The organism is Pseudonocardia ailaonensis (assembly GCF_039531635.1).
Classification (GTDB): domain Bacteria; phylum Actinomycetota; class Actinomycetes; order Mycobacteriales; family Pseudonocardiaceae; genus Pseudonocardia; species Pseudonocardia ailaonensis.
This window is the reverse complement of sequence record NZ_BAAAQK010000018.1, coordinates 98,885-120,254: the sequence shown is the minus strand read 5'-3', so window position 1 is coordinate 120,254 and position 21,370 is coordinate 98,885. Positions and strand designations below refer to the sequence as shown.

Below are 21,370 nucleotides of genomic sequence, written 5' to 3'. Positions count from 1 at the left end.
GCGTTATGGCTCCATAACGCTGCGCCGAGGGGTCAGGCGGTCGCGACCGCCGCCGGGTGCAGGTGCCTCGTCACCCAGTCGACCACCTCGGCCACGAACTCGGCCCGGTTGGCCAGCGAGTGGGTCTCGTGGCCCTCGTCGTCGAAGAGCAGCAGGCGGGGGTCCCGGCCGTGCTCGCGCAGGGCGGCCACGATCCGCTCCGCCTCGCCCAGCGGGACGTTCGTGTCGTAGCGGCCGTGCACCACGAGCAGCGGCGCGGTGATCCGCTCTGCCCGGTGGATCGGGGAGAGCGACTCGAGCAGCGCGGAGTCCGCGAGCGGGTCCCCGTACTTGGTGACGGCGGCGGCGGCGATCCACGGCTCCGTCTCGGCGTAGAAGGTGTGCAGGTCGGACATGCCGCAGACGTCCACCCCGACGCTGAACAGCTCCGGGTACCAGGCCAGCGCGACGAGCGTGAGGTAGCCGCCGTAGGAGCGCCCGGCCACGCCGATTCGCGCCGGGTCCGCGAGCCCCGAGGTGGTGAGGAACCCGACGGCCGCCCGCACGTCCGTGATCGCGGTGAACCGCCGCTGCCCGTCGTCCGCCTGGGAGAACGTGCGCCCGAAGCCCGCCGAGCCCCGGACGTTCGGGGCGAACACCTGCACGCCGGCGGCGACGAGCGCCTGGAACAGCGGATGGAACACGGGCCGTTCCTGCGCCTCGGGCCCGCCGTGCAGCCAGACGAGCGTGGGCGCGGCCCCGAACCCGCCGCGCTGGCGGAACAGCCAGCCGGTGAGCACCAGCCCGTCCTCGGCGCGGAACTCGTGCAGCGTCGGCTCGACGAGCGTGGGATCGACGAGGTCGACGGAGTCCCCGACCGGGGGCAGCAGCGGCACCGGCTCGGCGAGCGGGACGTCGAGCGCGATGTGGGAGATGTGCGGCGGCACCGCGGGCCCCTCGCTCGCGACGAGCAGCCCGGCGCCCTCGCGGGTGAAGGCGACCCCGCTCACGATGTCGCCCGCGTACTCCGGGAGGGGCTCGCAGAACCCGGTCCGCAGGTCGACGATCTCCGGCTCGGAGCGCCCGTCGACGTTCCAGACCAGCGCGGCGCGGGCCCCGGCCGGGTCGAGCGCGACGACGTCGAGATCGTCGTGCGAGCGGGCCGCGACCTCCCACAGCAGGGAGACGTCGTCCTCGCCGATCGAGCAGGCGAGCAGCGCGGGCCGCTCCCGTCCGGCGTCGGTGTGCACGTACAGGGTGCCGCCGGTGACGCCGAACCGGACGTCCGCGACCGTCGCCCCGCCGCCGGGCAGCAGCTCGGTGCGCCGCCCGGTCCACAGGTCGACCAGCTCCAGCCCGCGGTCGCCGCGGCGCCCGCTGCGCAGCACGGCCCGCCGCCCGTCCCGGCTGATCGCGCACACCGTGGCGGCGGGGCCGGTGCCCAGCACCGTCGAGGACCCGTCGCGGACGTCGACCAGGCAGGCCACCCCGGATCCGTCGCCGGGCGCGGAGTAGATCGTCACGCCCAGCTGCCGGCCGGTCGGGGACCAGGCCCCGAGCCGCACCGCGGTCGAGCCCTCCGCGATCTCGCGGCGTTCGCCGCCCTCCGGGTCGACCAGCACCACCCGGGTGCGCTCCCCTCCGCCGGGAGCGACCTCGCAGGCCAGCCACGTGCCGTCGGGGGACCACGAGATCGCCGCGACGTCGCAGGCCACGGCCGGGTCCACCTCGGTGTCCAGCGGCGGGGTGTCCAGCGCTGGGGTGTCCTGCGGTGGGGTGTCCTGCGGTGGGGCGTCCTGTGGGGAGACGGAGTCCGTCAGGGTGCCGACGTAGGCCCGCGGCCGCCCGTCCCGGTCCGACATCCACGCGAGCCGGGTGCCGTCCGGGGAGGGCAGCGGCGAGCGGTACGCCGGGGGGATGAGGGACGCCCCGGCGAGCTGGGCCCGCCTCCGTTCGGTGAACGACACCTCACAACCCTCTCTCCTGCAGCCACATCTCCAGCAGCGCTACCTGCCACAACGCGTTCGACCCGAGGTTGGTACGCCGCGCGTTGGGATCCGCGAGCATCGCCTCGAGCCAGTCTCCCCGCACCAGGCCGCGCGCCTTCGCCCGAGGGTCCGTCACGGCCGCCCGCACGCGCTCCAGGAAGGGCCCCTCCAGGTGCCGGATCGCCGGGACCGGGAAGTACCCCTTCGGGCGGTCGATGACCGCGTCCGGGACGACCCCGCGGGCCGCCTCCTTGAGCACGCCCTTGCCGCCGTGCGCGAGTTTTAGTTCTGGTGGGCACGCCGCGGCGAGCTCGACGAGCTCGTGGTCCAGGAACGGGACCCGGGCTTCGAGCCCCCAGGCCATCGTCATGGTGTCGACGCGCTTGACCGGATCGTCCACGAGCATGATCGTGCTGTCCAGTCTCAGCGCCGCGTCGAGCGTGCGGTCCGCCCCGGGCTCCGCGAAGTGCGCGCGGATGAACTCCCGGCTCGGGTCGTGGTCGAGCAGCCACTCGGGCTCGAGGATCTCCGCGAGCTCCGCGTGCGGACGGTCGGTGAACACCGCCTGGTAGGCGTCGACGGCGTCCTCCCGCGGCACCGAGGCGAGCGGCGGGTACCAGTCGTACCCGGCCAGCACCTCGTCGGCACCCTGCCCGGACTGCACCACCTTCACCGAGCGGGAGACCTCCTCCGAGAGCAGGTAGAAGGCCACGCAGTCGTGGCTGACCATGGGCTCGCCCATCGCCGCGATCGTGTCGTCGACGGCCGGGAGCATCCGCGCGGGATCGACGAGGATCTGCTGGTGGTCGGTGCCGAATTCCTTCGCGACGAGGTCCGAGTACTCGAACTCGTCGCCCTTCTCGCCGCCGGCCGCGTGGAAGCCGACGGAGAAGGTCTTGAGGTCGCGCTGCCCCTCCTGCGCGAGCAGCGCCACCACCAGCGACGAGTCGAGCCCGCCGGACAGCAGCACGCCCACCGGCACGTCGGCCACCATCCGGCGCCGGACCGCCGTCCGCAGGCTCTCGAGGATCGCCTCCTTCCAGTCCGGCACGTCGAAGCGCCGCTCGTGGACGGGCCGCCAGTAGACGTGGTCGGTGAACGTCCCGTCGGCGGAGTAGGTGCGCACGGTGGCCGGCGGCAGCTTCCGGACGCCGGCCAGGATCGTCCGCGGCGCGGGCACCACCGAGTGGAAGGTCATGTAGTGGTGCAGCGCCACCGGGTCGACGGCGGTGTCCACGCCGCCGCCCGCGAGCAGCGCCGGCAGCGTCGAGGCGAACCGCACGTACCCCGGGCCGTCCGCGTAGTACAGCGGCTTGATCCCGAGCCGGTCCCGGCCCAGCACCAGCCGCCCGCTGTCCCGCTCGGACACCGCGAACGCGAACATCCCCTTGAAGTGCTCGACGCACGCCGCACCCCACTGCGCGTAGGCCTTGAGCACCGTCTCGGTGTCGGAGTCCGAGAAGAAGGCGTGGCCCGCGGCCTCCAGCTCGACCCGCAGCTCGCGGTAGTTGTAGATGCAGCCGTTGAACACCACCGCCAGCCCGAGCGCGCTGTCGACCATGGGCTGCGCGCCCCGCTCGGACAGGTCGATGATCTTGAGACGGCGGTGGCCCAGCGCGACCGGCCCCGCGGCGTGCACCCCGGTCCCGTCCGGCCCGCGGCGCGCCATGGCCGCGGTGATCCTGGCGACCACCGCGGGGTCCGCCGGGCTCCCATCGAACCGCAGCTCGCCGGCTATGCCACACATCCGCCACTCCTCCCGTCGAGACCCCACCGACCCCGTGAGTGCGGATAGTCGCCATAGCGACCATCCGCACTCACGACCTCAGCGCAGGATCCAGGTGTCCTTCGCGCCGCCACCCCGCGACGAGTTCACGATGAGACTCCCCGGCGGGGCCACGCGGGACAACGCCGCGGGCACCACGTCGAGGTGCGGGCTGCCGTGCCACTGGCTCTGGAACACGAAGGCCCGCAGGTCCACGGCGCGCGGCTCCAGCCGCCGTCCGGTGAAGGTCGGATGGGTCGAGAGCGCCACCAGGTCCTGCGCGACCCAGGCCGCGGGCTCGGTGCGGATCGCCTTCTCCACCTCGGTCAGCTCGCTGCGCTCGGCGTGCGGGCCGATCACGATGCCCTGCCCGCCGTAGCCGTCGACCGGCTTGAGCACCAGCTCACCGAGCCGGTCGAGGACCTCGGCGCGCGCCTCGGCGTCCACGCACGGATAGGTCCGCACGGAGTCGAGCAGCGGTTCCTCGTCGAGATAGTAGCGGATCATGGCCGGGACGTAGGCGTAGACGAGCTTGTCGTCGGCCACCCCGTTGCCCAGGGCGTTGAGCAGCGCGACCCGCCCGCGCGACACGGCGGCCGCCAGCTGCCGGCCGACGGGGCGCATGTCCGCGCCCCGCGCCGTCATCAGCTCCACCTCGTCCATCCGCCGGTAGAGCGCGGACAGCCGCCGCTTGCCGCCCTCGCTGACGAGGAACACCCCGTCGTCGGTCACCTGCAGGTCCCGCGGGGTGACGACCGGGACGCCCATCTGGTCCGCCAGCAGCCGGTGCTCGAAGAACGCCGAGTCCGACGGCCCGGCCGACAGCAGCGCCACCTCGTCGGCCCCGGGGCTGCCCGAGTCCGTGGCGGAGAGCAGCGCGGCCCGCAGCCGTCCGGGCACGTCCTCCAGCCCGACGACGCCGGCCGGCGGTTCGAGATCGCTCATCACGCTGCGGATCAGCCGCCTGCTCATGATCGAGTAGCCGATCCCGGACGGCACCCGCAGGTTGTCCTCCAGCACGAGCCAGTGGTCCGGGGCGTCACGGACCAGGTCGATCCCCGCAACGGCGATCCGCACGACGTCGCCGGGCACGATCTCGCCCTGCCGGGTCCGCCCCGGCGCGTTCTCGACGACGGTGGCCGGGACGATCCCGTCCCGCACGATCGCGCGCTCGCCGTAGACGTCGCGCAGGAACAGCTCCAGGGCCCGGACGCGCTGCGCGAGCCCGCCGGTGAGGCCCTGCCAGTCGTCGGCGTCGATGATCCGGGGGACCAGGTCGAGCGGGAAGAGCCGGCCGCCGGTGCCGTCGTCGGGGCCGAACGTCACCCCGCGGGCGCGCTGCTCGGTCTCCAGCGCGGACCGCGCCGCCGTCATCCCGCGCGGGCCGAGCCGGTCGAGCGCGCGGACCAGCCAGCCGTACTCGGGCAGGCTGCCCGTCGCCGACACGGCCTCGTCGAACCCGGTGGGCTCGTAGCCGACGAGCAGCGCGGACGTGTGCGGGGCCTCGACGGGCGGGTCGAGCGCGAGCGGGCGGCCCTGGGTGCCCGCGATCAGGGCGTCGACGACGTCGACCAGCTCGCCGCGGCGCCCGAACATCCGCCGCTGCCGGGCCGCCGACGAGCCGCGCAGCAGCGTGGCCTGCGACAGGTCCACCACGGTGTCCCAGTCGCCGAGCTCCTCGAGCCAGGGCCGCAGCTCCTGCACCAGGCGCCCGATCAGCAGGGGCGGGGAGACGAGCGTGGGTCCCGTCAGATCGACGAGATCTCCCTCCAGCCCGCTGCGCGCCGCCCGCCACGAGGCCGCGCGGATCAGCTCCTGGCCCTGCGTCGGGAGCGGGTCGCCGGCGTCGATCCCCGCGCGGGCGCGGCACACCAGCGCGCGGAACAGGCCCGCGATCAGCACGACGTCGTCGACCTCGGTGCAGGCGTCGCACACCCGCAGCTCGACGGTCGGCACGTGCGCGCTCGGCCGGATGTCGAAGTAGAGCATCCCCGGATCGGAGATCGTGCCGCTGGCGATCAGCTGGTCGACCATGGCGTCGTACTCGGCACCCGTCTCGACCATCGCGGGCGGCCCCGCGGTCGGCCAGCGCGACCAGACCATGCTCCGGTAGCTCGCGTAGCCGGTGTCGTGCCCCCGCCAGTAGGGCGAGCTCGCCGACAGGGCCAGCAGCAGCGGCAGGCTCGGGGCGACGCGCCGCACGACCTGCACCGCGGTGTCCCGGTCCGGCACGTCGACGTGCACCTGCGCGCCGCAGATGTGCTGCTCGCGCACCAGCATCTGGTACTCGTGCTGCATCTTCTCGTAGCGGGCGCCTGCGGAGATGTCGTCGCCGGTGAGGTCGACCAGCGGGACGGTCCCCGCCGCCACGATCCCGAGCCCCTGCGGCTCGGCGACCGACTCGAGCTTCCGCCGGAGCCGCCGCAGGTGCCCGCCCAGCTCGTCGAGCGTCGCGCAGACCGGGGTGTTGGTCTCCACCAGCGAGCGCTGCAGCTCCCGGGCGAACTCGGCGCCGTCGAGCTCCCCGAGCAGCACCTCGGCCTCGGGCGCGGCCCGCCGCGTCGTCAGGTCGACGACGTGGAACTCCTCCTCCACCCCGAGCAGAGGTCTCGCGGCGGCACTCATACGGGTGACGCTAGGCGCGCTTTGTTACATCCGTATAGCCCCGAGGCGACCCCCACGTCCCGCGAGTCGGCACTTTCGGGAGGCCGAAACACACGTCTACGACGTCCAGGGCACGCCCGGATGCGGTGACCGCGCGTCCGCCTCGGCCCGGTCGATCTCCCCGGCCGCGACCGCCCGCGCCAACCCGGCCACCTCGGCCAGCTCCGCCTGCTGCGCAACGACCTCGGCGGCGCCGAGAGGATCCCCGTGCCCCGGCACGACCGTCCCGGCGCGGGGGAGCCCGGCGACGGCGTCCGCCCAGGTCAGCGGGTGGGCGTCCTCGTAGTCGGGGGTCCCGTTCTCCACCAGGTCCCCGGCGAACAGCACGTCCGCGTCCGGCACGTGCACCGCCAGGTCGTGGTCCGTGTGCGCCGGCGCCTGGGGCAACAACCGCACCAGCCGCCCGCCGAGGTCGACCAGCCCCGGCGCCGTCGTCGGCACCACGGGATCCACCTCCGCGATCGACGGGAACTCCGGCGCCCACCGTGTGGTCTGTTCCGACCGCTCCAGGAACGCCCGGCAGCCGGGATGCGCGAGGACCGGGCAGGGCAGGAACGCGGTGGTCCCGAAGCAGTGGTCGAAATGCCCGTGGGTGAGGACGACCGTGACCGGCAGCGCGGTCACCTCCCGCACCGCGGCGGCCAGGGCGGCTCCGCGCGCGAGGTCACGGTCCGTGTCGATCACGAGCGCCCGCTCGGCACCCAGGACGAGCCCGGTCGTCAGGTCGAGCTCGTCGGGATCCCGCCGGGCGAACACCCCGCGCCCGAGCTCGAGCCAGCTCATCCCCGCCGCTCCAGCGCCGCGGCGTACTCCTCCGGCGTGTTCACGTTGACCAGCGACGACAGCTCCGGATCGGCTGCGGCGAGGAGCGGATCCGCGAGCAGGGCGGCGGGATCGACGCGTCGGACGTCCACGGTCGCGAAGAGGTCCGGCGGCCGCCCGCGGCCCTCGTCGAGCAGGGCCCGGACGGTCGGGGCGAGATCGGTCCGGTAGGCGGCGGCGAGCGGCTGATGGTGACCGTGCGCAACCGGCAGCAGGACGGCGTGGTCCCCGAGCATCGCCAGCACCCGCCGGACGTAGGCGGGCTGCAGGAACGGCAGGTCCACGGACGCGACGAACGCGGCGTCCGCCCGGCCCTCGAGCGCGGTGAGCCCCGCCGAGATCCCCTGCAGCGGCCCCCGCCCCTCGACCGGATCCTCGACGACCTCCGCCGGAACCCCGGGCAGCTCCTGCCCCGGCGCCCCGACGACGACCACCGGCCCGTCGACCACCCCCGCGACGATCCCGACGACGTGCGCGAGCAGCGGTCGCCCGCCCCAGTCCAGCCACGCCTTCGGCCGGCCCATCCGCGAGGACCGGCCCCCGGCCAGCACGATCCCCGCCGTCCGCACGGCCCGCACCCTACCTCCGAGGTCATCGACCGGCGTCCGCCCGGCCCCCAGGCTGAGAGCCATGACCGACATCGTGAACGAGTACCTGACCACCTGGAACACCACCGACGACGCGGCCCGCGCCGAGGCCGTCGCCGCGGTCTTCACCGAGGACGCCCGCTACGTCGACCCCCTCGCCGACGTCACCGGCCACGCCGCCATCACCGCCCTGATCGGCGGGGTGCACCAGCAGTTCCCGGGCTTCACCTTCACCCCGGTCGGCGCGGCCGACGCCCACCACGACGTCGTCCGCTTCCGCTGGGGCCTGGGCCCCCAGGGCGTCGAGCCCCCGGTGATCGGCGCCGACGGCGTCACCCTCGCCGAGGACGGCCGCATCACCCAGGTGATCGGCTTCCTCGACAAGCTCCCCACCTGACAACCCCGCGAGTCGGCACTTTCGGGAGCCTGAGAGACACGCTGACGACGTCGTCGGCGTCACACACGGCCTCCGAGAACTGCCGACTCGCGGGATGTCAGACGGCGACCCGCATGAGCCGGCCATCGTCGCCCGTCTCGCCGCCGAGGATCTCCGCGGTCCCGGAGGCGAAGCGGGCGGCGGACCAGGTGGCGGCCAGGGCGTCGAGGCAGTCGTCGAGCCTCGCACCCGCGGGGAGGTCGGCCAGCGCCCGGTCCAGCGGCACCCATCCCGAGAGTGCCGCGATGCGCTGACCGGCGCCCCGGGCTGTCTTCTTCCCGGCGAAGCCGACCGACGGGGCGAGCCCGCGGAACGCCAGCTCCGGATGCACCTCCACCACATGGTCCGGAACGGGGACCGCCAGCCAGGACAGGATCTGCCGCCGGATGTTCCACGCCTGGATGCTGATCCCGCGCCCCGTCAGCTCCCGCGACAACGCCACCGCCTCGGGATGCGAGCCGGCCAGCAGCACCGCCCGCGGGGGAGCGGGGAACACCGACGACCGCGCCCGACCCAGCCGTGCCGCGCACAGGGCGTCGCACGACCGGGACCCGGTGACGGGCACGGCGAGCGGGATGTCCACCCCCACCGCTGCGCACCCTTCCGCCGCCGCGAGCACCTCCGCCGGCGAGCCCACCACGGCCCAGCGGAGCGAGGGCACCCGCACCACGACCCACCCTCCGGGCACCCCGTCCACCCCGGCGATCTCGCGCATGAGGCAGGATCCCACCCGTGCGCGTCTACCTCGGCAGTGACCACGCCGGATTCGAGCTGAAGGCCCGCCTGCTGGAGCACCTCGGCGGGCAGGGCATCGACGTCGTGGACGTCGGCGCCCTCACCTACGACCCGGACGACGACTACCCGGCGCCCTGCATCGAGACGGCGCAGCGGACCGTCGCCGACGAGGACAGCCTGGGCATCGTGATCGGCGGCTCGGGCAACGGCGAGCAGATCGCCGCGAACAAGGTCAAGGGCTGCCGTGCGGCCCTGGGCTGGAGCACCGACACCGCCAAGCTCGCCCGCGAGCACAACAACGCCCAGGTGCTCGGGATCGGCTCCCGCCAGCACACCTTCGAGGAGGCCGCGGCGATCGTCGAGGCGTTCCTGACCACGCCGTTCTCCGAGGGCGAGCGCCACCAGCGGCGCATCGACAAGCTCGCCCGGTTCGAGGACACCGGCGAGATCATTGCCTGAGGGCCACACCCTCCACCGGCTGGCGAAGCGCCACCAGAAGCTCTTCGCCCGCCGGCCGGTGCGGGTCTCCAGCCCGCAGGGCCGCTTCGCCGACGCCGCCGCCGTTCTCGACGGCCGGGTGCTCACCAGGGCGGAGGCCCACGGCAAGCACCTGTTCCACACCTTCGGGCGGGACGAGGTCGTCCACGTCCATCTCGGCCTCTACGGCACGTTCGACGAGGCCGAGCTGCCCGTGGAGCCCCCGCGCGGCCAGCTGCGACTCCGGCTGGAGGGCGACACCCACTACGCCGACCTCCGCGGCCCGACGGCCTGTGAGCTGCTCACCCGCGCCGAGGCCCTGGCGATCCGGGACCGCCTCGGCCCCGACCCGCTGCGCCGCGACTTCGATCCCGAGCGCGTCTGGACGCGGATCTCGAAGAGCACATCCCCGCTGGCCACGCTGCTCATGGACCAGAAGGTGATCTCCGGCGTCGGCAACGTCTACCGCGCCGAGCTGCTCTTCCGGCACAACCTGGATCCGCAGACCACCGGGAAGGCCCTGGACAGGGGCACCTGGGACGCGATGGCGGCCGATCTGGTGCTGCTGATGAAGGACGGCGTACGCAAGGGCCGGATCGACACGGTCCGCCCCGAGGACGACCCCCGCCGCAAGGGTTTCGCGGCCCGCAAGGACCGCCACGGCGGCGAGGTCTACGTCTACCGCCGCGCCGGGATGCCCTGCCACCTCTGCGGCACCGAGGTCCGCACCGCGACCCACCAGGCCCGCAACCTCTTCTGGTGCCCGACCTGCCAAGCCTCGTGAGTGGCGATGGTCGCCATGGCGACCATCGCCACTCACAGGGGTTCGACGTGCGGGGGTGAGCCGGGCGGGGCAGGGTCGGTCGCATGCCCGAAGGCCACACCCTCCACCGCATGGCGCGCCTGCAGCGCCGCCGGTTCGTGGGCCACGCACTCCAGGTGTCCAGCCCCCAGGGCCGCTTCGCGACCGACGCCGAGCTGGTCGACGGCCGGGTGCTCGAGTCCGTCGAGGCCCACGGCAAACACCTCTTCCAGACGTTCGGTCCGGACCTGGTCGTCCACGTCCACCTCGGCCTGTGGGGCCGCTTCCCCAACCGCCGCCTGCCGGCGGACCCGCCCCGCGGCCAGGTCCGGATGCGGATCGTCGGGCCCACCCACTACGCCGACCTGCGCGGACCCTCGGCCTGCGAGCTCCTGACCGAGGTGGAGGTCAAGGCGATCCTCGCCCGGCTCGGCCCCGACCCGCTCCGCCGCGACGCCGACCCGGACGAGGCCTGGGCCCGCATCTCCCGCTCCCGCGCCCCGCTCGCGACGCTCCTGATGGACCAGAGCGTGATCGCCGGCGTCGGCAACGTGTTCCGCGCCGAGACCCTGTTCCGGTGCGGCCTCCCGCCGCTGCTGCCGGGCCGTGACCTGGGCCGCGACGACTGGGAGCGGCTCTGGGCGGACCTGCGCGCCATGATGCGGGACGGCGAGCGCCGCGGCCGGATCGAGACGGTGACGGAGGCGACCCTCGGCGCCGGCGACCAGCCGGACAGTGCCTGCGCGAGCGCCGTCTACGCCTACCGGCGCACCGGCCGTCCCTGCCTGGTGTGCGGGACCCCGATCGCCCGGGAGTCCCACCGTGCCCGCAACCTCTTCTGGTGCCCGACCTGCCAGGGGGAGCGGCCGGGAAAGCACTGACCGGCCCGGGATGGAGCACTCCGGGCCGGCCTGTGTCGCAAGGGCCGATCGTGCCGGCCAGGGTTGAGGTACCCGTTGATCAGAAGTCGAAACCTCCGCCGCCGTCCCCGCCGCCGAAGAAGTCGCCCCCGCCCCCGAAGTCACCGCCGCCGAAGTCACTCCCGCCGTCCCCGCCGAAGTCCCCTCCGCCGGCGTCCCCGGAGCCGTCGCCCCCGGCGCCCATGTCGGCCGCCATCGCGTCCGAGTAGCCGTCCGCGTAGGCGCTGCCGGCCATGCCGGAGAACATCGCGCTGAACAGCAGGGCCGAGCCGAGGCCCCAGGCGCCCGCGACGAGCGCCGGCTTCCACCAGGGCTCGGAGTACCAGCCGGCCGGGACCGGACGACCCGCGACGTTGCCGCCGGGGTAGTAGTGCGAGTTGCGGTCCGACGGGCGCGGCGAGGCACTGTAGCTCTGCCCCTCGACGTCGACGTCCCGGTCCTCGGTGACCGCACCGGCGCGGGCCTGGCCGGGCAGCGGCGGCAGCTCGGGGCCCGGGTCCATGTCCATGGCCAGGCGCGCCGCGCGCACGTAGTAGAGGCCCTCGTAGGCCGTCTCGGTCACGCCGCGGGCCTGCGCCTGCGTCTTCGCCTGCTCCATCTGGGAGCCGGCGGCGTTGTAGCGCTCGGAGGCGTCCGCGATGGCCTGCTTGGCGGCCTCGTTGGTCCCGACGAGGTTGAGCACCTGCCCGCCGAGCCGCTCGAGCCAGCGGCGCGCGTCCGCCTTGGCGTCCTCGAGCTGCTTGGCCTGGCCTGCGCCCCGGTTGCGGACCAGCCAGACGACGCCCGCCACGATGGCGAGCAGCACGACGATGGTCACGAGGTCCACGACATCTCCCTGATCTACGGTCTCGACCCCGACAACGGACATCCGGGCGCAAAGGTTCCCGCGCGTAGGCTCGCCGCCGTGTCCGACACCCAGCTGTCCAAGCCCGTCGAGGCGTGGATGACCGACATGGACGGCGTGCTCGTCCACGAAGGCGCCATCATCCCGGGCGCGGACGCGTTCGTGAACCGTCTGCGCGAAACCCGCACGCCGTTCCTCGTCCTCACCAACAACTCGATCTACACCCCGCGGGACCTGCAGTTCCGGCTCCGCAACTCCGGGATCGACGTCCCGGTGGAGTCGATCTGGACCTCCGCGCTGGCCACGGCGACCTTCCTGGACCAGCAGCGCCCCGGCGGCTCGGCGTACGTCGTCGGCGAGGCCGGGCTCACCACCGCCCTGCACGAGATCGGCTACGTCCTCACCGACTCGAACCCGGACTACGTCGTCCTCGGCGAGACCCGCACCTACAGTTTCGAGGCGGTGACGACCGCGATCCGCCTGGTCGAGCGGGGTGCCCGGTTCGTCGCCACCAACCCGGACGCCACGGGGCCGTCGAACGAGGGCTCGCTGCCCGCCACCGGATCGGTCGCCGCCCTGATCACGAGGGCCACCGGCGTCGAGCCCTACTTCGTGGGCAAGCCCAACCCGCTGATGATGCGCGCCGCGCTGAACCGCCTGGGCGCCCACTCGGAGACCACGGTCATGATCGGCGACCGGATGGACACCGACGTCATCGCCGGCCTGGAGGCGGGGATGCGGACGGTCCTGGTGCTCAGCGGGATCATGAAGGCCGAGGCGGTGGACCGGTACCCGTACCGGCCGAGCCGCGTCGTCGCCTCGATCGCCGAGCTGGTCGACGACGTCTGAGCGGTGCACCGAGCCCGGGGGAGGACCCCTGGCGGTCCACGCCGACGGGCACTGTCGGCGTGGACCTACGGCCGGTGAGGGAGGGGTTCTCCCGGCCGCGGGGTCGGCGTGGCCCGCCCGGAGAACCTTCTCGGTACCCGAACGGGTGACGCGCCTGGGGTAGAACTCGCCCGGTCGAACCGGTGCGTTACGCATGGGCCGGGGATGTCGCATCCCGTGTTGCGCTTGCGAATCACACGAGTGTGATTACCCTCGGACCAATGGGTGACACCGTCTGGTGGAGCTGCGCAGGCTGCGGCTCCTACGCCGAGCTCCCCGCCGAGGAGTCCGAGGGCTTCGACATCACGTGCCCGGACTGCGCGGCGGACATGACGCCGCAATGGACCTGGGACGACAGACAAGCGGCCTAGCGCGCGAACAACCGCCGCTTCGGCCCCCGCAGCTCGACCGACCCGGCGAGCACCCGGCCCCGGAACTCGAAGTGCGGGCCGGTCCCGGTGCTGCGCCGGTGGTCCTCGGTGCTCCCGAACATCACGTCGAGCTGCGCGAACCCGGCCGACGCGCCCTCGGGCAGCCGCATCTCGATCGAGCCGGCGATCACGTCGACGTCCACCGTCACGATCTCGTGCGGGATCTCGGCCTCGGACAGGTCCAGCTCCACCGAGCCGAACCGGGCGCGCAGCACCAGCTCCTGCGGCACCCGCCAGTTCCCCGAGCGTTTCACCGAGCCGATCGTGCGGCCGAGCTCCAGCCGCTCCTGCGGGACGGCGGGGGTGGTGCCGGGCAGGTCGGCGGTCACCGCGGCGAGCTGGCCCAGCGTGATCGCGGCGGAGGTGTCCCGGCTGCGCTCGTCGAACTCGCTCAGGGTGATCCGGCCGTGCGCCAGCGCGTCCTGCAGGTGCTGCAGCGTGGCCGCGCGCTCCGAATCCGACGCGCGCAGCTCGGGCCTGGGGTCCATGCCCCGATCATCGGCCCGCGACGCCCACGGGTGCCATGCCCTTTGTCACGGATGGACCGGACGGAGGACGGCGACGTGTCCGGGTATCGCCTCGCGCACCCCTTCCGTCCGCATCGGGACCGCCGAGATCGTCGCGGAGTGGTCCACCAGCACCCGCTCCCAGCGCTCGGGCGGGAAGGCGGCGGCCAGCTCGTCGTCGCCGAACGGGTGCGGGCGCGGGATCCCGCTGGACACGGCGCGGGCCAGCGGTCCGGGCAGCCCGCGCGGCCCGGCGCCGAGGCTCTCCAGGTAGCCGAGCAGCGGCCCCCGGTAGTCGGTCTCGGCGATCAGCACCACACCCGCCCGCCCGACCAGGGTCGATGCCGCGTCACCGACCCGGCGGGCCGCCCCGGCGTCGAGGGTGTGCAGCAGCCCGCGGATGAAGACGGTGCAGTCGCCCAGCTCCTCGTGCAGCGCGGCGGCCAGCGCGGGATCGGTCGCGTCGCCGACCCGGAAGTCCCCGCCCTCCGCCTGCGCGAGCGACACGGCGTGCGGCGCGATGTCGACCCCCACGACCCGGGGGAACCTCGTGGCGAGGGAGCGGGTGAACCGCCCGTTCCCGCAGGCCAGGTCGACCACGGGCAGCGCGGGATCGGCGTGCTCGGCCAGCAGGCCCAGGTAGCGGGAGGCCTCGGCGGTGTCCCCGGTGTCCCAGAGGACGTCGCCGCCGTCGCCCAGCCCGCGCGAGTCCGCCCAGTACCGGTCCCAGCGCGACCGCACGTCCTTCGGCGCGCGGACGGCCAGCCGGATCACGTGGACCAGGATCGGGACCCTGCGGAACATCACCGGTGAACGGTCGCACGCAACCGTCGGGTCATGTCGGCCGGGGAGAGCGGCTTTCCCCACAACCAGCCCTGCCCGTAGCGGCAGCCCAGCGCGGTCAGCACCGCCGCCTGCTCCTCGGTCTCGACGCCCTCCGCGACCGCGGCCAGCCCGAACGCGTCCACCACGGCGAGGATCGCGGCGGCGACCCGGTGCTGGTGCGGGTCCCGGTCCACCCCGGTGACGAGCGACCGGTCGATCTTGATGAGGTCCACGAACAGCCGCCGCACGTAGGTCAGCGACGAGCAGCCCGTCCCGAAGTCGTCGATCGCCACGCCGACGCCCGCGGACCGCAGCACCTCCATGGACTGCAGGGTCTGCGCGTCCTCGCCCATCATCTGGGTCTCGGTGACCTCGAGCAACAGGTCCCGGGCGGCCACGCCGTGGCGGGCCAGGCACGCCGCCACGGTGTCCGCGAAGCGCGGTGCCCGGAACCCGATCGGCGAGATGTTGACGTGCAGGCCGAAGGGCCGGTCCCCGAGCGTCGTCTCGCGCCAGCGGGCGAGCTGGGCCACGGCGGTGTCGAGCACCCAGGTGTCCAGGGTCGTGACCAGCCCGGTCGCCTCGGCGACGGCCACGAACTCCTCCGGCGGCAGCGGCCCGCGCTCGGGATGGTGCCAGCGCGCCAGCGCCTCCGCACCCGCCAGGTTCCGCCCGGCCAGCTCGATGATCGGCTGGTAGTGCACCTTGAGCTGGTTCGCGGCCAGCGCCTCGCGCAGGTCCTCCGCGAGCCGGACGCGGGCGAGCGCGGCGGCGTGCATCGCGGGCTCGTAGATCTGGACGGTGCCCGGCGCGCTCGCCTTGGCCGCGTACATCGCGGTGTCGGCGTCTCGCAGCAGCGTCTCGGACGACTGGCCGCGGGTCGCGAAGCACACCCCGATACTGGCGCCGACCCAGCAGGCGTGCCCGCCGGCCGGCACCGGTTGTTGCAACGCGGCGATCACCCGGTCCGCCACCTCGAGCACCCGCTCGACCTCGCCGTCGAGCACCACCAGGGCGAACTCGTCGCCACCGAGCCGGGCCACGGTGTCCGTCTCGTGCACCACCCGGCGCAGCAGGTCCGCGACCTCCACCAGCAGCAGGTCCCCGACGCTGTGCCCGAACGAGTCGTTGACGGCCTTGAACCCGTCCAGGTCCAGCACGAGGACGGCCGGGGGTGCGGCCCCGTGCTCGGCGTGCGCCATCGCCCGCTCGATCCGGTCCGCGAGCAGCGACCGGTTGGCCAGGCCGGTCAGCGGGTCGTAGAGCGCCACCCGCTCGAGCTGCTGCTGGGCGGTGCGCAGCTGGTCGGTCCGCTCGGTGACCCGCGCCTCGAGATCGCCGTTGAGGGCCTGCAGCTCCTCGGCCATCATGTTCAGGCCCATGACGACGGCGTCGATCCGGTCCGCCGCGGCGGACACCTCCATCCGCCGGTCCAGCCGCCCCGACGCCAGCTCGACGACCAGCTCCACCAGCTGGTCCAGCCGCGCGTCGTCCCCGCTCATCGGCCCCGGCGCAGCCAGTCGAGGGCGGCGGCCTCGTCGGTGAAGAACCGGGTGGGGACGGGCTGGGTCCGCACCCCGAGCGCGAAGTTCGCCATCACCCGGTCCACCGCGGAGCTGCCGAGGAGCGCGATCCGGTTCGCCGAGCACTTCCGCGCGAACACCATCCGCGCGTCCCGGGTGACCTCCGCGGTCAGGCGCATGGCCACGAGCAGCGGGTTCTCGGTGTCGCCGTTGACGGCGTCGACCCGCGCCATCGCGATCTCCGCCAGCTCCCCGGTCACCCGGGTTCCCGGGGACCAGCTGAGCCGGACGAGTCCGTCCGGCTCCGCGGCGACGTCCATCACCTCGTCGGGCGAGGTCGGCCCAGTCATCGCACCACACTAGTGGTAGCCGCCGTTCGGACGGACCCAGGTCGCCCTACCGCAGGACCATGTCTCTGTCCGAGCGAGCGGTCGACGCGTCCTCGCGTCGGAGCAGCGCCCGTTGCCGGCGGGCTCGCCGCGATCATCCGGCGGCGGCCCGCCAGACCCTCGGCGACGCCCCGTGCCGTCGCTTGAACGCCCGGCTGAAGGCCTCCTCCGCGTCGTAGCCCACCCGCCGGGCCACCACGACGACGGCCAGGTCCGTGGTCGTGAGCAGGTCCCGCGCGAGATGCATCCGCCACTCGGTGAGGTAGCGGATGGGCGAGCGGCCGAGCACCTCGCGAAACCGGGCGTCGAGCAGCGAACGGGAGACGGCCGTGGCCCGCGCCAGCTCGGTCACGGTCCACCTGTGCGCCGGCGCCCCGTGCAGCAGCGCCATCGCGGGGGCGATTACCGGGTCGCGCAGCGCCGCGACCCATCCCTGCTCGACGGCCGGGGCGCTCGCCAGGTGCAGGCGCAGGATCTCCACCAGCAGCATCTCCGGCAGCCGGGTCGCCAGTGCGGGGACGCCGCCCGTCGCGGTCCGGGCCAGGGCGAACTCGACGTTGGCCCGCACCCAGTCGGCGGCGGGCCCGGGCGGCGGCCGCACGACGAACGCCGGCGGGAACACCCGCAGCTCCGGATCGAACAGCGGATCCGTGCTGTGCAGGTACCCGCAGACGACGTCGGTGAGGCTCCCGCCGGTCCCCAGCCGCAGGACCGGCATCTGCGGCCACGGCGGTGGGTCCATGAAGGTGGTGATCGGGACGACCTCGGCGTCCCCGGTCCCGCCCATCCGGTGCTGGTCGCCGTAGGGGAGCACGACGACGTCCCCGGCAGAGGCCCAGTGCCGCTCGCCGTCGCCGACCGTGACCCAGCAGCGCCCCGAGGCGATGACGTGGAACAGGATGACCCGCCGCTCGCCGGGCCGCAGGAGGTCCGCGGTCACGGGCCCCGGCAGCGACTCGTAGGCCCAGGGCTCGCGGTACTCGGCCCGCAGGAACACCGCGCCCTGCAGCCGCAGCCGCTCCAGCGCCGCGGCGAGTGCGGGCGAGGGCGCCGGATCAGGTTCGCCGGTGTCCCGGTCATTCTCGGTGCGGGTCCGCGGCATGAGACTCGTTCCTGTCAGGAAGAACCCGAGGGCCGCAGGGCCGCGAAAGGAACCGAGATGCCCCTCTTCATGGACGTGCACACGATGGATGGCACGGTCGGCCTCGACGATGTGGCCCAGGCCCATCAGGCCGATCTCCGGGTCCAGGCTACGCACGGGGTCAACTACCAGCGGTACTGGGTGGACGAGCAGAACGGCAAGATCTTCTGCCTGGTCGAGGCCCCGGACGCCGCCGCGGCGGCGCAGGTCCACCGCGAGGCCCACGGCCTCGTCGCGGACGAGATCTGGCCGGTGGCGGAGGGCGAGTGAGCGGCGGTGCCGGGCGGGAGTCGACCCCGCCCGGCACCGCGTCGTCGATCAGAAGCGCACCGGCGGTGGTCGGGGTGGCGGGATTCGAACCCACGACTTCTCGGCCCCAAACCGAGCGCGCTACCAAGCTGCGCCACACCCCGTCGCTGGGAGTGTACGGGGCGACCACCACACCGGACGGCGGCCTCGGCCGATCGGGACCGCCACGCCGCCGGGTACCGGCGGGACCGACGACGAGGATCGGCTAGGCTTACCCGGTGCTCGGAGCGATCCGACGCGCGCGGGCGTAGCTCAATGGTAGAGCCCTAGTCTTCCAAACTAGCTACGCGGGTTCGATTCCCGTCGCCCGCTCCACCTCTGACCAGCGGTTTCTCTCCCACAGAGCCCGCTCGGAGCGTCGCAAGGGGTTCACCAAGGGGGCGAAAGTTCCCCTAGCGTCCCGCTCATGCCACGACGATCAAGCCCTCCCAGCGGGCGGGCTCGGGGATCCATCGAGCCCCGTCCCAAGGGCCGGCTGCGCGTCACCGTCTACGCCGGGATCGATCCCGTGACCGGCAAGCGCTACTACCTCCGCGAGGACATCGCGGCCGGCCCGAGGGCCTGGCGCGAGGCGGAGGACACGAAGAGCTTGCTACTGGCCGAGGTCGCCGCGAAGCGGACCCCGCGCACCAACGCGACCATCGACCAGCTCCTCGAGCGCTACCTCGACCAGTTCTCCGGTTCACCGACGACGCTGGACCTCTACCGCACGCACATCCGGAACCACATCACGCCTGTGCTCGGACACCTGCGTGTCGGCCAGCTCGATGCCGAGATCCTCGACTCCTTCTACGGGGAGCTCCTTCGCTGTCGCGCGCACTGCAAGGGGAGGCGTCGAGTCGATCACATCACCGAGGACGCCCACGAGTGCGGCGAGCGATGCCGGCCGCACCAGTGCAAGCCGCTCGCACCGACAACGGTGCGCCACATCCACTTCATCCTCTCCGGCGCGTACAAGAAGGCGGTCCGGTGGCGGTGGCTGGCGGTGAGCCCGATGGCGCAGGCCGAACCGCCGCCGGCCCCGACGCCCAAGCCGCGGCCGCCGACCGCTGCTGAGGCCGCCCGCATCGTCACCGAGTCGTGGCGTGATCCCGACTGGGGCGCTTACATCTGGACGTCGATGACCGTCGGTGCACGCCGGGGCGAGATGTGCGGGATCCATGTCTCCGCCGTCGACCTCGAGCCGGGCCGCGAGATGCTCTGGCTCCAGAAGGCGATCCGGAGGGAACCCGGCGCCGGCTGGACCGAAGCAGGGCTGAAGACGCACCAGGAGCGCCGGATCGCGCTCGATCAGGAGACGGTCGCGGTGCTCCGTGCCCAGCTGCAGCGCTGCCGGGCCCGAGCCGCCGCGCTGGGCTTGGAGCTACGCCCGGATGCCTACCTCTTCTCGAGCTCACCCGACGGCTCGACGTTCTGGACCCCGGACAGCGTGAGCCAGCGGTACGACCGGATGGTGACCCGCCTCGGAATCGACACGACAATCCACAAGCTCCGGCACTACACGGCCACCGAACTCATCGCCGCCGGAGTCGATCCGCGCACGGTCGCCGGCCGGCTCGGACACAGCGGCGGCGGAACCACGACGCTCAAGGCCTACTCGGCGTGGGTGTCGGAGGCCGACCAGCGAGCGGCTAAGGGACTCGGCGCGGGAATGCCGTCGCGCCCGGTCGAGATGGACGACATGGAGCAGGTCAGGTCGGACCCGCGCTACCCGTACCAGCGGGTCGCGGCAGCGGTTGCCCGCGACGTCGACGAGGGACACCTAGCAGCGGGCGACCCGGCTCCGGCAGCTCCGACGCTGGTGGAGCGGCACGGGGTCTCGCTCGCCACGGCGAAGCGGTCGCTCGTCCTCTTGACGGAGTGGGGAACGCTGGTGCGGCACAACGGCGGCCCGCTCGTCGTCGCCGAGCAGCGCCGAGAGCCCACACCTGTCAGGCCGGCGGTCGAACCCCCGTCCTCGCCTTCACCCGCACCACCGCAGGCAGACGCCAGACTGCTCACCCTGTCTCTCCGGCACCGGGGCCAGGACATCGCGACCTTCTCGACGATGGCCGACCCCACGAATGCCATCGCCCTCCACAAGATCCTCGCGGGTGCGGTCCGCAGGACGGGCGGTGACGACCAGGCGATCGGCGACTACGAGATGGACGTACAGCTCGCCGGCGGGGCAGAGCCGCTTCTGACCTTTGTCACCTCGCCCTGGACGGAGTAGCGGCACGTCCGGGCAGGGTGGGCCCGCTACCGCGAATGCCCCTAGCCTGTGAGGTGATGAGCACGCAGCAGAGCGAGGCCTTCGGCCGCGCGTCCGCTACCCGGATCATGCGGGAGGCGTGCGCCGCGGCAGGCCTCGACCCCACCGACGCCGAGCTGATCCGCCTCGGTGAGAACGCGATCTTCCGCGTGGGCACCCCACCGGTGATCGTCCGCATCGCCCGAGGCCCCGCGTTCAGAGACTCCGCGGCCAAGGAGGTCGCTGTCGCGCAATGGCTCTCGCACGAAGGCATCAGAGCGGCCCGCGTCTGGAGAGGCCCCGATGACCAGCCTCTCGACATCAGCGGCTCGCCGGTCACGTTCTGGGAGTACCTCGACGGCCGCCGAGGGAGCCCCGACGACCTGGTTTCGCTCGCCAGCATCCTCCGAGATCTGCATAGTCGAGCCGTGCCGACCTTGTTCGACCTCCCGCAGGAAGACATCCTCGGCCGCGTCCGCCCTCGCATCGAGGCCGCGCCCATTCCCGATGAGGACCGACGATTCCTCATCGACCTCGTGACAGAGCTCAACGAAGCTGTAGCTAGCCTCGACTTCCCTCTGGGTGTAAGCGTCACCCATGGAGATGCCCACGTTCAGAATCTCATGGTCATCGGAGGTGTACCGATCTTGATTGATTTTGAACGCGTTGCGGTCGGGCAGCCCGAGTGGGATCTCGCTATGACTGCCACGGAGTACGCTACTGCAGGCTGGTGGTCAGCCCCGCAGTACGAACTCTTCGCCGCGACGTACGGATTTGATGTCATGACGTGGTCAGGGTTCAATGTCTTGCGACGTGTTCACGAGCTGAAGATGACTACCTGGCTGATGCAAAATGTGCAGGAGGCCGTGGAAGTGCGCACTGAGTATCAAGTTCGGCTGGCGACGATGCGAAGCGGTGAAACGCAGAAGCCCTGGCGCCCTTTCTGAGCCCCAGAGGTGCCACGCTACTCATGGATGATCGCAAGTCGTAATAGTCGTCCGACTCGAGGGGGAGGACTGCGGCCCCATCACTACTGGCGGCATTGCCTACCGCCGATCGCGTCGGGCAACCGGCATGCACCCTGTCAGGGTCAAAGTGTAGTCGTGGCG

Annotated in this window: 21 protein-coding genes and 2 tRNA genes; 10 read left to right on the top strand and 13 right to left on the bottom strand. The window is 72.9% G+C overall.

Annotation, left to right across the window (positions count from 1 at the left end; genetic code table 11):
- Window positions 1-32: 32 nt before the first annotated feature.
- The 5 genes from ABD324_RS22890 to mobA form a co-directional block, all read right to left on the bottom strand.
- Window positions 33-1,946: a S9 family peptidase gene (locus ABD324_RS22890; RefSeq protein ID WP_344420658.1), complete on the bottom strand. Its 1,914-nt coding sequence runs from the start codon at window positions 1,944-1,946 to the stop codon at window positions 33-35.
- 1 nt (window position 1,947) lies between these two features.
- Window positions 1,948-3,714, bottom strand: a complete 1,767-nt coding sequence (locus ABD324_RS22885; protein WP_344420655.1) for an N-acetylglutaminylglutamine amidotransferase — start codon at window positions 3,712-3,714, stop codon at window positions 1,948-1,950.
- A gap of 78 nt (window positions 3,715-3,792) precedes the next feature.
- Entirely contained in the window at window positions 3,793-6,357 is a 2,565-nt protein-coding gene (locus ABD324_RS22880; protein ID WP_344420652.1) for a glutamate--cysteine ligase, read from the bottom strand.
- Window positions 6,358-6,453: 96 nt separating this feature from the next.
- Window positions 6,454-7,179: an MBL fold metallo-hydrolase gene (locus ABD324_RS22875; RefSeq protein ID WP_344420649.1), complete on the bottom strand. Its 726-nt coding sequence runs from the start codon at window positions 7,177-7,179 to the stop codon at window positions 6,454-6,456.
- Window positions 7,176-7,850, bottom strand: coding sequence for a molybdenum cofactor guanylyltransferase (mobA, locus tag ABD324_RS22870; RefSeq protein ID WP_344420646.1), 675 nt, complete (start codon window positions 7,848-7,850; stop codon window positions 7,176-7,178). Before mobA ends, ABD324_RS22875 begins: the two co-directional genes overlap by 4 nt.
- On the opposite strand from mobA, the gene ABD324_RS22865 reads away from it, so the two are divergent.
- The gene (locus ABD324_RS22865) at window positions 7,849-8,202 is read left to right on the top strand and encodes a nuclear transport factor 2 family protein (RefSeq protein WP_344420644.1); all 354 of its coding nucleotides are present in this window, start codon (window positions 7,849-7,851) and stop codon (window positions 8,200-8,202) included. The genes mobA and ABD324_RS22865 overlap by 2 nt on opposite strands.
- 97 nt (window positions 8,203-8,299) lie before the next feature.
- On the opposite strand, the gene ABD324_RS22860 is transcribed toward ABD324_RS22865, so the two are convergent.
- Window positions 8,300-8,956 (bottom strand): DUF429 domain-containing protein, encoded by a 657-nt coding sequence (locus ABD324_RS22860; protein ID WP_344420641.1) that lies wholly within the window; start codon window positions 8,954-8,956, stop codon window positions 8,300-8,302.
- A 17-nt stretch (window positions 8,957-8,973) separates the two neighbouring features.
- Between ABD324_RS22860 and ABD324_RS22855 the strand changes: the two genes are divergently transcribed.
- The 3 genes from ABD324_RS22855 (at window position 8,974) to ABD324_RS22845 (ending at window position 11,136) form a co-directional block, all read left to right on the top strand.
- Window positions 8,974-9,435 carry a ribose-5-phosphate isomerase gene (locus ABD324_RS22855; RefSeq protein WP_344420639.1) on the top strand — a complete coding sequence of 154 codons (462 nt, stop codon included), beginning with the start codon at window positions 8,974-8,976 and terminating at the stop codon, window positions 9,433-9,435.
- Window positions 9,428-10,237: an Fpg/Nei family DNA glycosylase gene (locus tag ABD324_RS22850; protein ID WP_344420636.1), complete on the top strand. Its 810-nt coding sequence runs from the start codon at window positions 9,428-9,430 to the stop codon at window positions 10,235-10,237. Before ABD324_RS22855 ends, ABD324_RS22850 begins: the two co-directional genes overlap by 8 nt.
- Window positions 10,238-10,320: 83 nt before the next feature.
- Complete coding sequence (locus ABD324_RS22845) at window positions 10,321-11,136, top strand: Fpg/Nei family DNA glycosylase (protein WP_344420633.1); 816 nt, start codon at window positions 10,321-10,323, stop codon at window positions 11,134-11,136.
- A gap of 79 nt (window positions 11,137-11,215) precedes the next feature.
- On the opposite strand, the gene ABD324_RS22840 is transcribed toward ABD324_RS22845, so the two are convergent.
- The gene (locus tag ABD324_RS22840; RefSeq protein WP_344420630.1) at window positions 11,216-12,043 is read right to left on the bottom strand and encodes a hypothetical protein; all 828 of its coding nucleotides are present in this window, start codon (window positions 12,041-12,043) and stop codon (window positions 11,216-11,218) included.
- Window positions 12,044-12,127: 84 nt separating this feature from the next.
- Between ABD324_RS22840 and ABD324_RS22835 the strand changes: the two genes are divergently transcribed.
- Together ABD324_RS22835 and ABD324_RS22830 are read left to right on the top strand one after the other, a co-directional pair.
- Window positions 12,128-12,868, top strand: a complete 741-nt coding sequence (locus ABD324_RS22835; RefSeq protein ID WP_344421807.1) for an HAD-IIA family hydrolase — start codon at window positions 12,128-12,130, stop codon at window positions 12,866-12,868.
- Window positions 12,869-13,128: 260 nt separating this feature from the next.
- The gene (locus tag ABD324_RS22830; protein WP_344420627.1) at window positions 13,129-13,278 is read left to right on the top strand and encodes a hypothetical protein; all 150 of its coding nucleotides are present in this window, start codon (window positions 13,129-13,131) and stop codon (window positions 13,276-13,278) included.
- On the opposite strand, the gene ABD324_RS22825 is transcribed toward ABD324_RS22830, so the two are convergent.
- The 5 genes from ABD324_RS22825 to ABD324_RS22805 form a co-directional block, all read right to left on the bottom strand.
- Window positions 13,275-13,826 carry a DUF1707 SHOCT-like domain-containing protein gene (locus ABD324_RS22825; protein ID WP_344420624.1) on the bottom strand — a complete coding sequence of 184 codons (552 nt, stop codon included), beginning with the start codon at window positions 13,824-13,826 and terminating at the stop codon, window positions 13,275-13,277. The genes ABD324_RS22830 and ABD324_RS22825 overlap by 4 nt on opposite strands.
- A gap of 45 nt (window positions 13,827-13,871) precedes the next feature.
- Window positions 13,872-14,648, bottom strand: coding sequence for a class I SAM-dependent methyltransferase (locus ABD324_RS22820; protein WP_344421804.1), 777 nt, complete (start codon window positions 14,646-14,648; stop codon window positions 13,872-13,874).
- Window positions 14,648-16,171 (bottom strand): putative bifunctional diguanylate cyclase/phosphodiesterase, encoded by a 1,524-nt coding sequence (locus tag ABD324_RS22815; protein WP_344420622.1) that lies wholly within the window; start codon window positions 16,169-16,171, stop codon window positions 14,648-14,650. Before ABD324_RS22815 ends, ABD324_RS22820 begins: the two co-directional genes overlap by 1 nt.
- Window positions 16,168-16,542 (bottom strand): DUF7793 family protein, encoded by a 375-nt coding sequence (locus ABD324_RS22810; protein ID WP_344420619.1) that lies wholly within the window; start codon window positions 16,540-16,542, stop codon window positions 16,168-16,170. The genes ABD324_RS22815 and ABD324_RS22810 overlap by 4 nt, the downstream gene beginning before the upstream one ends.
- A gap of 133 nt (window positions 16,543-16,675) precedes the next feature.
- Window positions 16,676-17,683, bottom strand: a complete 1,008-nt coding sequence (locus tag ABD324_RS22805; protein ID WP_344420616.1) for an AraC family transcriptional regulator — start codon at window positions 17,681-17,683, stop codon at window positions 16,676-16,678.
- Window positions 17,684-17,740: 57 nt separating this feature from the next.
- Between ABD324_RS22805 and ABD324_RS22800 the strand changes: the two genes are divergently transcribed.
- Window positions 17,741-17,992, top strand: coding sequence for a DUF4242 domain-containing protein (locus tag ABD324_RS22800; protein ID WP_344420613.1), 252 nt, complete (start codon window positions 17,741-17,743; stop codon window positions 17,990-17,992).
- Window positions 17,993-18,058: 66 nt separating this feature from the next.
- Here ABD324_RS22800 and ABD324_RS22795 read toward each other — a convergent pair.
- Window positions 18,059-18,135, bottom strand: a tRNA-Pro gene (locus tag ABD324_RS22795).
- A gap of 137 nt (window positions 18,136-18,272) precedes the next feature.
- On the opposite strand from ABD324_RS22795, the gene ABD324_RS22790 reads away from it, so the two are divergent.
- The 3 genes from ABD324_RS22790 (at window position 18,273) to ABD324_RS22780 (ending at window position 21,208) form a co-directional block, all read left to right on the top strand.
- Window positions 18,273-18,346, top strand: a tRNA-Gly gene (locus tag ABD324_RS22790).
- A gap of 91 nt (window positions 18,347-18,437) precedes the next feature.
- Window positions 18,438-20,243 carry a tyrosine-type recombinase/integrase gene (locus ABD324_RS22785; protein ID WP_344420610.1) on the top strand — a complete coding sequence of 602 codons (1,806 nt, stop codon included), beginning with the start codon at window positions 18,438-18,440 and terminating at the stop codon, window positions 20,241-20,243.
- A gap of 56 nt (window positions 20,244-20,299) precedes the next feature.
- Entirely contained in the window at window positions 20,300-21,208 is a 909-nt protein-coding gene (locus ABD324_RS22780) for a phosphotransferase enzyme family protein (RefSeq protein WP_344420608.1), read from the top strand.
- The last annotated feature ends 162 nt before the right edge of the window (window positions 21,209-21,370 follow it).